Source organism: Halomonas sp. AOP7-E1-9 (genome assembly GCF_052376035.1).
Taxonomy (GTDB): domain Bacteria; phylum Pseudomonadota; class Gammaproteobacteria; order Pseudomonadales; family Halomonadaceae; genus Vreelandella; species Vreelandella citrativorans.
On the sequence record NZ_JBQSVC010000037.1, the window covers coordinates 20,002 to 28,822 of the forward strand.

10 protein-coding genes are annotated in these 8,821 nt (G+C 54.2%); 9 read left to right on the forward strand and 1 reads right to left on the reverse strand.

Features of this window, described 5'->3' with window-relative positions; all coding sequences use genetic code 11:
* Nucleotide 1 precedes the first annotated feature (1 nt).
* From ACT3R4_RS15945 to ACT3R4_RS15985, 9 genes are all read left to right on the forward strand, one after another.
* Nucleotides 2–355 carry a CidA/LrgA family protein gene (locus ACT3R4_RS15945; protein ID WP_087109905.1) on the forward strand — a complete coding sequence of 118 codons (354 nt, stop codon included), beginning with the start codon at nucleotides 2–4 and terminating at the stop codon, nucleotides 353–355.
* Entirely contained in the window at nucleotides 345–1,067 is a 723-nt protein-coding gene (locus ACT3R4_RS15950; protein ID WP_193057325.1) for an LrgB family protein, read from the forward strand. The genes ACT3R4_RS15945 and ACT3R4_RS15950 overlap by 11 nt, the downstream gene beginning before the upstream one ends.
* A 73-nt stretch (nucleotides 1,068–1,140) precedes the next feature.
* The gene (locus ACT3R4_RS15955; protein ID WP_193057324.1) at nucleotides 1,141–2,199 is read left to right on the forward strand and encodes a type I glyceraldehyde-3-phosphate dehydrogenase; all 1,059 of its coding nucleotides are present in this window, start codon (nucleotides 1,141–1,143) and stop codon (nucleotides 2,197–2,199) included.
* 58 nt (nucleotides 2,200–2,257) lie between these two features.
* Nucleotides 2,258–3,427, forward strand: a complete 1,170-nt coding sequence (locus ACT3R4_RS15960; protein WP_193057323.1) for a phosphoglycerate kinase — start codon at nucleotides 2,258–2,260, stop codon at nucleotides 3,425–3,427.
* A 66-nt stretch (nucleotides 3,428–3,493) separates the two neighbouring features.
* Nucleotides 3,494–4,558, forward strand: a complete 1,065-nt coding sequence (fba, locus tag ACT3R4_RS15965) for a class II fructose-bisphosphate aldolase (protein ID WP_172118906.1) — start codon at nucleotides 3,494–3,496, stop codon at nucleotides 4,556–4,558.
* A gap of 153 nt (nucleotides 4,559–4,711) precedes the next feature.
* Nucleotides 4,712–4,876 (forward strand): hypothetical protein, encoded by a 165-nt coding sequence (locus ACT3R4_RS15970; RefSeq protein ID WP_319022149.1) that lies wholly within the window; start codon nucleotides 4,712–4,714, stop codon nucleotides 4,874–4,876.
* A gap of 219 nt (nucleotides 4,877–5,095) precedes the next feature.
* Nucleotides 5,096–5,794 carry an HAD family hydrolase gene (locus ACT3R4_RS15975; RefSeq protein WP_172118907.1) on the forward strand — a complete coding sequence of 233 codons (699 nt, stop codon included), beginning with the start codon at nucleotides 5,096–5,098 and terminating at the stop codon, nucleotides 5,792–5,794.
* A 2-nt stretch (nucleotides 5,795–5,796) separates the two neighbouring features.
* Nucleotides 5,797–6,171, forward strand: coding sequence for a translation initiation factor Sui1 (locus ACT3R4_RS15980; RefSeq protein WP_172118908.1), 375 nt, complete (start codon nucleotides 5,797–5,799; stop codon nucleotides 6,169–6,171).
* A gap of 57 nt (nucleotides 6,172–6,228) precedes the next feature.
* Nucleotides 6,229–7,137: a nuclease-related domain-containing protein gene (locus tag ACT3R4_RS15985; protein ID WP_193054567.1), complete on the forward strand. Its 909-nt coding sequence runs from the start codon at nucleotides 6,229–6,231 to the stop codon at nucleotides 7,135–7,137.
* 11 nt (nucleotides 7,138–7,148) lie between these two features.
* Here the strand turns inward: ACT3R4_RS15985 and ACT3R4_RS15990 are convergent, their stop codons facing one another.
* Nucleotides 7,149–8,480 (reverse strand): deoxyguanosinetriphosphate triphosphohydrolase, encoded by a 1,332-nt coding sequence (locus ACT3R4_RS15990; protein ID WP_441679714.1) that lies wholly within the window; start codon nucleotides 8,478–8,480, stop codon nucleotides 7,149–7,151.
* Nucleotides 8,481–8,821 lie beyond the last annotated feature (341 nt).

An 8,821-nucleotide genomic window follows, 5' to 3' on the forward strand; every position in this document is an offset into this window, starting at 1 on the left:
AATGCCTGCACTTAATGGCTTTTTATGGCTAGTGAGTTACTGGTTGATCGGTGAAGTAACGGTTTACTTTACCGGCCTTCCGGTTTCATCCGGCGTTGTCGGTATGCTGTTATTAACCGCAACGCTAGCCGTTTGGGGACGAGTCCCCTCGACAATCGCCGCCGCAGCGCAGCCATTAATCGGCCTGCTTGCCATGCTGATTATGCCGGGCGTGGTGGGCGTGTTTTTTATTCTTGATGAGCTTGCAGGCCAGTGGCTAGCCATTCTTTGTGCGCTGATTGTGGGTACGCTATTAAGCGTGACCACCACGCTGTGGCTACTTAAGCGCCTGATGGAAAAAATGCATGCCCGCTAATGCCCTGCTAAGCACCTTAAGTACGACGCCGCTGTTTGCCGTTGGGCTAACGTTAGCGGCGTTTTTGTTGGGTAACCTGATTTTCAAACGATTAAAAAAGCCGACCTGGCTACCGGCTATTTTGATCGCTGCACTTCTGCTTGCTGCCACGCTTGCCGCCATTGGCCTGCCGTATGACACCTATCGGCAGGATGCCGCTTGGCTGACCTTTTTGTTAGGGCCCGCGACCGTCGCGTTGGGTATGCCGCTTTATCAGCAGTTGCCGCATATTCGGGCACTATGGCGACCTCTTACTATCTGCCTGCCGATTGCAGCCACGCTTGCGGCTTGCTACGCCCTGCTAATTGCCTGGGTGTTGGGTAGCTCACCCCTTATTCTCGCCTCTATTGCGGCAAAGTCCGTAACGGCGCCTATCGCGATTGGCATTACCGAGCAGATTGGCGGCTCGGTGGCGCTCTTGTTGGGCGCACTGCTGATTACCGGCGTTGCTACCGCCGCGTTCGTCAGCCTTGCTGCACGCTTTTTAAACATTGAAGACGAGCGCATTATCGGCTTTGCGCTGGGGCTAAACGGCCATGCGATCGGAACGGTAAGAGCGTTTGAAATCAGCCCGGCCGCAGGCGCCTTTGCCTCTCTTGGGATGAGTCTTACCGGCATTTTCACTGCCCTGATGCTGCCTTTCGCTTGGCATCTGATAGGCGCAGGCGGTTGAAATACGCTATTATTGCGAATGTTTTTTATTTATTGACGGTCACTGATTCACCTTCCAAGAGCCGCTTTCTTACATGGCTACATCTGCCTCTACACACGCTGCTCCTACCTATCGCATCGCCATTAATGGTTATGGGCGTATTGGCCAGTGCGTATTGCGGGCACTGATTGAACGTGGCGACTCGCGTCTTGAGGTCGTCGCTATCAATGAGCTTTCTGACCTGGCGACGATTACCTACCTGACCCGTTACGACACGACTCATGGTCGCTTTCCAGGAAACGTCGAGAATGACGGTGAAGCGTTAGTGGTCAACGGACAGCGCATTCAGGTGCTATGTGAAAAAGATCCACGCCAACTTCCGTGGAAAGCGCTGAAGGTTGATCTAGTTCTTGAGTGCTCAGGTAGTTTTAAAGATCGCGCGACAGCCGAGCAGCATCTAAGTGCTGGCGCAAAGCGCCTGCTGTTTTCACAGCCAGCGGAAAACGATGTCGATGCAACGATCGTGTGGGGAATTAATCAGCACGAGCTGACACTCTCTCAGCGCATCCTATCGGCGGCCTCTTGTACCACCAACTGTTTGGTTCCTTTGCTTACCGTGCTCGACGAAACGCTGGGACTGGAGCACGGGGTAACCACGACCATTCACTCTGCGATGAACGATCAGCCAGTGATCGATGCTTACCATCAAACTGATCTGCGCCTGACGCGCTCGGCCATGCAGTCCATTGTGCCGGTGGACACAGGGCTTGCGCGCGGCATCAGCCGTTTGATGCCACATCTGGAAGGCCGATTTGAGTGTTTACACGTCCGCGTTCCCACCATTAATGTGTCGGCGATGGATGCCGCACTGACCGTGCGTCACGACACCAGCGCCCAGGAAATCAATAACCTGCTGCATCACGCTAGCCAGCAGCGTCTTACGGGCGTGCTGGGCTACACCGAAGCGCCCATGGCCTCCATTGATTTTAATCATGACCCACATTCCGGCATTTTCGATGCGACCCAAACCCGCGTCGCTGGAAAACGCCTTATCAAGCTTTTATGTTGGTTTGATAACGAGTGGGGCTTTGCAAACCGCATGCTCGATATTGCCCAACGGTTAGCCGTGCTTTCCCGAGATCGCGCCGCTTAGTCGTATCGGCTAACTATCACTACCCGATTCACCGCCGGAAGACGAGGAAACCGCTCACATGAACGTGCAAAAAATGATGGATCTGCCTTTGGAAGGGCAACGCGTGCTGATTCGCGAAGACCTGAACGTGCCGATTAAGCACGGCAATGTCTCAAGCGACGCACGTCTGAAAGCGGCGCTGCCTACCATTCAGGCGGCGATGAAAGCGGGCGCTAAAGTCATGCTGATGAGTCACCTTGGTCGCCCAACCGAAGGTGACCCCTCTGATGAGTTCTCACTCGCCCCGGTGGCCAAACATTTAAGCGACCTGCTAGGCCAAACGGTCGAGCTGATCAGCGACTACCTTGAGACACCACCGACACTTGAAAATGGTCAGGTCGCGTTGCTTGAAAACGTTCGCTTTAACGTAGGCGAAAAGAAAGACGCAGAACAGCTCGCCAAACAGTACGCGGCGCTATGTGATGTATTTGTAATGGATGCCTTTGGCACCGCCCATCGCGCTCAGGCCTCTACCCACGGCGTTGCTCGCTTTGCACCAAGCGCGTGTGCGGGCCCACTGTTGGCGCAAGAGCTCGATGCGCTTGAAAAAGCCTTGGCCAATCCGGCGCGCCCCATGGCTGCGATTGTGGGCGGCTCCAAAGTCTCTACCAAACTTGATGTGCTTAATTCGCTATCGGATAAGTGCGATCAACTGATCGTGGGTGGCGGCATTGCCAACACCTTTATTGCCGCAGCAGGCTATAATGTGGGCAAATCGCTCTATGAAGCCGACCTGGTTTCCCAAGCGAAGGCACTGATGGAAAAGGTCTCCATTCCATTACCAACCGACGTTGTCGTGGCGACCGAGTTTTCTGAATCAGCCGATGCGGTGGTTAAGCCTGTCGACCAGGTTAACGACGATGAAATGATTCTGGATATTGGCCCTGAAACAGCGGCGCATTTGGCCAGCATGCTCAAAGACGCGGGCACCATTTTATGGAATGGCCCAGTGGGTGTATTTGAGATTGACCAGTTTGGTAAAGGCACGGAAGTTATCTCCCAGGCCATTGCCGATAGCAATGCATTTTCTATTGCAGGCGGGGGTGATACGTTAGCAGCCATCGATAAATATGCGATTGCGGATCGCGTCTCGTATATCTCAACCGGGGGCGGTGCTTTCCTTGAATATGTTGAGGGCAAGCAGCTGCCTGCCGTTGCCGCGCTCGAAGCAGCCGCCAAACGCGGTTAACATTAAACGAATTGAACCTGCATATTTTCGCACTCGTTCACACTGATAACTAAAGAAGGTGACCCCATGGCTTTGATCAGCATGCGTCAGATGCTCGACCACGCTGCCGAATATGGCTACGGTATTCCGGCGTTCAACGTTAATAACCTTGAGCAGATGCGCGCCATCATGGAAGCAGCTGATGCGACCGATTCGCCAGTTATCGTTCAAGCCTCTGCAGGCGCGCGTAAATACGCAGGCGCACCTTTCCTGCGCCACCTGATTCTGGCCGCCGTTGAAGAGTTCCCACATATCCCGGTAGTTATGCACCAGGACCATGGCACCAGCCCCGCGGTGTGCCAGCGCTCTATTCAGCTGGGTTTCTCATCGGTCATGATGGATGGCTCGCTGGGTGAAGATGGAAAAACACCGACCGACTACGCCTACAACGTTGATGTGACGCGTCGCACCGTTGAAATGGCCCACGCCTGTGGCGTTTCCGTTGAGGGTGAGCTGGGCTGCCTGGGTAGCCTGGAAACCGGCATGGCCGGTGAAGAAGACGGCATTGGTGCGGAAGGCAAGCTGGATATGGAACAGCTTCTGACCGACCCGGAAGAAGCCGCCGAGTTTGTTAAAGCCACCCACGTAGATGCCTTGGCCATCGCCATCGGCACGAGCCATGGGGCGTATAAATTCACCAAGCCGCCGACAGGCGATACGCTATCTATTCAGCGTATCAAAGAGATCCACGCGCGCATCCCGGATACTCACTTGGTCATGCATGGCTCATCTTCTGTACCGCAAGAGTGGCTTGAGGTGATCAATCAGTACGGCGGCGAGATTCCAGAAACCTACGGTGTGCCGGTTTCCGAGATCGTTGAAGGCATCAAGCACGGCGTACGTAAGGTCAATATCGATACCGACCTGCGCTTGGCCTCTACCGGCGCCGTACGTCGCTTTATGGCTCAGAACCCGTCTGAGTTTGATCCGCGCAAATTCCTCAAGGAAACCGTTACCGCCATGCGCGATCTGTGTATCGCTCGCTACGAAGCTTTTGGTACCGCGGGCAACGCCAGTAAGATCAAGCCGATCAACCTTGAAGAGATGTTCAACCGCTACGAGCGTGGCGAGCTGGATCCGAAAGTTAAATAAATTCAAGCATGACGTAGGTTAAAAGACGGCCAGTTGGCCGTCTTTTTTGTGGTTAACACGCAGCCGATACACATAAACATTGCGCCGCAGCATAAAGAAGCCAACACTGAACAGCCGTTTTTTAGCCCAAGCATGATGAAAGAGAACCAGCGTGTGACGGAGAAACTTGAAGCCAGTATGGAGGCGGGGTTCGCCATGCAAAAAACGTTACTGAATATGCTCAGCGGACAACATGTGCCCTGGTGGGTCACCAGCCGTCAGGCTATGCAGCCTTATCATCTGCGTAGCAGTGCCAATTCGCGCCGTTTATCGCGCTAGTCATAACGGATTCGGGCGCCGTTATCACTTGGCCTATAACGGTGCTTCGCCAGTTTTCGCTATTTCTTCGTTAACGCATCGTGCATAACGGGTTTATTGCGGCACTCGCTACAAAAAATTACGAAACAGTGTTCACAAAAGCCTAAAAATCTCGTTCAATAGGCATTTGGTAGGCTTCAACCAACACTGGTAGCGTTTAAGTCGCTGCAAGGAACCACAATGCCGCTCCCACTTTTGCTGTTTGACTGTGATGGCACCCTCGTCGATAGTGAGCCTCTTTTAGCTGAAGAAATGTCGATAGGGCTTAACTCTATAGGACTGCCCTTCGTACCAGCTGACTACCTTGGTGAGTTTCGGGGAGCCCGGTTCCGACGCATCGTGACCGAGTTACAACAACGCTACGGCGAAGTGGACCCTGACCAACTCGCCCACATGGAAGGCGCCATGCGGGCCAATCTGGCTAACCGCCTTGCTGAAGAGCTGACACTAATACCTGGCGCCAGAGAGGCGCTGGATAACTTGTCAGACTATCCAAGTGCCGTTGTTTCCAACGGTCCTGAAACCAAAATTCGCACGGCACTTCAAGCCACCGGCCTAAACGATTACTTTGGTCATCGTCTGTTTAGCGGCTATACCGCTAACTGCTGGAAGCCGGAACCCTGTTTGCATCTGCACGCAGCCAGTATCATGGGCTATAGTGCGCATGACTGTATTGCAATTGATGACGCCTTGGTGGGTGTTCGTGCGGCACTTGAGGCCGGAATGACGGTCATTCATTTAAATCGCTTTCCCGATGCCGAAGAGACGCCAGAAAACGCTATCATGATTAGTAATATGTACCAGCTACCCACCGTTATTGAGCGCCTTTACCAAAAAGCCTGGAGCCTCCCCATGCCACAACGCTCAGTAGGAGGGTGACAATGGCCTCTTTACGCGACCAGCTTGGTGGGCTTGTATACTCAACGGAGCATGGTAAAACGTGCCCGGAGTGCCGTGAGGCACTGGATGCCTGTAGCTGTGAGGAAAACAGTGAGCAAGCACGCCTTGCTGCGCTGGATGGTATCGTACGCATTCGCCGTGAAACCAGTGGTCGTAAAGGTAAAGGTGTTACGACCATTAGTGGTATCCCACTGCCCAGCGCGGAACTAAAAGCGCTGACGAAGACGCTTAAAAAGCGCTGCGGCACGGGCGGAGCCGTCAAAGACGGCATCATTGAGATTCAAGGCGACCATCGAGATACGTTACGAGAAGCACTAACCGCGCAAGGTTATCAAGTTAAGCTAGCTGGCGGTTAATCCGTTTCTCTCATCAGGCCTGCTATAAGGCAGGCCGTTAAAAGGCAAGGCACTGCAATGGTTTGGCTGGAATACCTGCTACCGCTCATCTTCTTATTTCCCATGGCTGCGATGGGCGGCATCGTATTAGCCCTGCGCAGCCTGCATGATGCGCGCGTTGAGTCGCCTTTTGATGCGCCACTGCGTGAACCAGGGCAAGCATTACGCCATCGCCTTGACCAGGCCTTCTCAAGTCTTTTCTTAAATGGTGCTTTAGGTCCGATTATTAGCCTGGCCCCGTTGGTATACGGCATGGGAAGAATGTTGTTTGTCAGTCAACAAGATTGGGTGGAGTGGGCACTCTATGGCCTGTTAAGCACCCTACTTGTGTTAACGTTTTCCTTGTTATTGGTACGTGACTACCAGCGCATCCGACGGCTAAAACTTGGCCTTGCTTGCGAACTGGCGGTTGGCCAAGAGCTTGAGCGGCTTATTCGTCCTGAGGCGCATCCTTACTACGTATTCCATGATGTACCAACCGACAGTTTCACTATCGATCATGTGGTGGTTACGCCGTATGGTGTGTTCGTACTGGAAACGCGGGCACGTGCATTAGCCATTGGCTCAGACGGCCGAGAGCTTAATACCGTGGCGGTTGAACGCGAGCGTTTACGCTTTCCTCATTGGCATGAGCGCCGCCCTCTTCACAAGACACGTCAAGCCGTTAGCTGGCTCACGCAGTGGCTTGAACGGCGCTGCGGTGTGCCGGTCCCCGTACGGGGCGTGCTCGTATTGCCTGGCTGGGAAATTGACACTACCGAGGCAACAGGCGATGTACTGGTGGTCAGTGGAGAGCAGCTTGCCAAGCAGCTCACTGACCTCAAACCTGGCACGCTAAGCGACCCGATCCATGACAAAATCATTTATTTGCTAATGGAAAGGGCGAGGCTGGTAGAGTTACGTCATCTCCGCCAGCCATCGGTCTGATGCGTTATTGCTTAATCGCCGCGTAAACGCCCCCCCATCTCCTGAGCAAGATCAACTGCATAGTGGTCGGTCATCCCGCCGATAAAGTCCAGCATACGTCGATAGCTATCGTAAAGCGGCCAGGAGGGCAGCGGCGTATTCTCTCCTATTAGCGCCAGTACACGCTGATGCTTGAAGGATGACTGTCCGGTATGGTGCAACTCATGAGCGGCGCCAATAAAAGCCTCCAGTAGAATGCCTAGAGTGGTGTAGGCGCCAATCTCTAGTTTGGCCTTACGCTCATTTTGGAAAATACGCTCGCGGGCCAGCTGCTTCGCTGCCTGTACGCCCCAGCCTAAATCCGGGTGGCACAGCTCAAGCAGATCCTCTTTTAGCGTGCCGTTTAACAGCGCCTGTTCATGCTGCACAAAAACCGCACCGACATCGTTAACCGCACGCTCCATGGCAGCACCGCGTAATAGGGCAATACGTCGGCGCTGCGATACCTGACGCTCCTCCATATCCGCATACTCAGGCGGAAACTCCCCAGCCACTTGACGAAGGATTTCCACGACTTCTTCATAACGCAGAATGCCCATTTCCAGGCCATCTTCCAGGTCCAGCAGGGCATAGCAGATATCATCGGCCGCTTCGACTAGCCAGGCCAACGGATGGCGACACCAGCGCTGGTCCCCCTGAGGCAGCAGACCCACTGCGTCGGCGACCTCTTTTAAGAGCGCCTGTTCAGACTGATAACAGCCAAACTTACCCGCTCGCCCGCTATAGCGCACGGTCCAGGGGTACTTCAGCAAGGTTCCAAGTGTTGCGGCCGATAAACGCATACCGCCGTTAAACTGGTTATATTCGATCTGGGTAATAACACGAAAGCCCTGCGCATTGCCTTCATACGTGAGCAGGTCTTCCCGCTCGGCTTCTGACAAGCCATCCAGTAAGCCGCTACCTTGTGCGCGGCGAAACCAGTCGCGGATCGCGTACTCTCCGGCATGGCCAAAAGGCGGATTACCAATATCATGGCCCAAACAAGCGGTTTGTACGATAACGCCCATATCAGCAGGCGTAATCCATTCTGGCAGGCGATCATGTAACAGCTCACCGACAATCATGCCTAAAGAGCGGCCCACACAGCCCACTTCCAGCGAGTGAGTCAAACGTGTGTGGATATGATCATTTTCAGTTAACGGATGTACCTGGGTTTTACGCCCCAAGCGGCGAAAGGAACCTGAAAAAACAATTCGGTCATGGTCTTTATGAAAGGGGCTACGGCCAATTTCGCGCGTGTTATCCGGGCGTTGATCGTGCAGACGTCGTGGGGAAAGTAACTGGTCCCAGCGCATTTGTGTCATGGCAATCCTCCTTAATGAGTGCATTTTGACACAAACGGTGGTCCGGCGTGAGTGATGAGTGTCAGTGCCGGGGGTGTATTGCAGGAGCTGACTCCAATCAGCGATGCGCCGCCCCGCTGGGATGGGAGTAAGTTGGTACGGTGGCCTCTTCCCCCCGGGCACCTAGCGGCGCCTTCGCCGGCTGAAGCCAGCTCCCACATTAGAATGACGGCGCCCCATAGCGTTGTAGATTATGGGCTGGCCTGCCCCTGGTTGTGGGAGCTGGCTTCAGCCGGCGATGCAGCACAAAGTGCTGCTGGGGTAGCGGCTGATCCATCACGCTGAAGAGTGCCTTGCTGTCT

What these genes read in the sequence shown, in the direction of transcription:
- ACT3R4_RS15945 (WP_087109905.1), top strand. Translation starts at nt 2, where the DNA reads ATGCCTGCACTTAATGGCTTTTTATGGCTAGTGAGTTACTGGTTGATC.
- ACT3R4_RS15950 (WP_193057325.1), top strand. Translation starts at nt 345, where the DNA reads ATGCCCGCTAATGCCCTGCTAAGCACCTTAAGTACGACGCCGCTGTTT.
- ACT3R4_RS15955 (WP_193057324.1), top strand. Translation starts at nt 1,141, where the DNA reads ATGGCTACATCTGCCTCTACACACGCTGCTCCTACCTATCGCATCGCC.
- ACT3R4_RS15960 (WP_193057323.1), top strand. Translation starts at nt 2,258, where the DNA reads ATGAACGTGCAAAAAATGATGGATCTGCCTTTGGAAGGGCAACGCGTG.
- fba (WP_172118906.1), top strand. Translation starts at nt 3,494, where the DNA reads ATGGCTTTGATCAGCATGCGTCAGATGCTCGACCACGCTGCCGAATAT.
- ACT3R4_RS15975 (WP_172118907.1), top strand. Translation starts at nt 5,096, where the DNA reads ATGCCGCTCCCACTTTTGCTGTTTGACTGTGATGGCACCCTCGTCGAT.
- ACT3R4_RS15980 (WP_172118908.1), top strand. Translation starts at nt 5,797, where the DNA reads ATGGCCTCTTTACGCGACCAGCTTGGTGGGCTTGTATACTCAACGGAG.
- ACT3R4_RS15985 (WP_193054567.1), top strand. Translation starts at nt 6,229, where the DNA reads ATGGTTTGGCTGGAATACCTGCTACCGCTCATCTTCTTATTTCCCATG.
- ACT3R4_RS15990 (WP_441679714.1), bottom strand. Translation starts at nt 8,480, where the DNA reads ATGACACAAATGCGCTGGGACCAGTTACTTTCCCCACGACGTCTGCAC.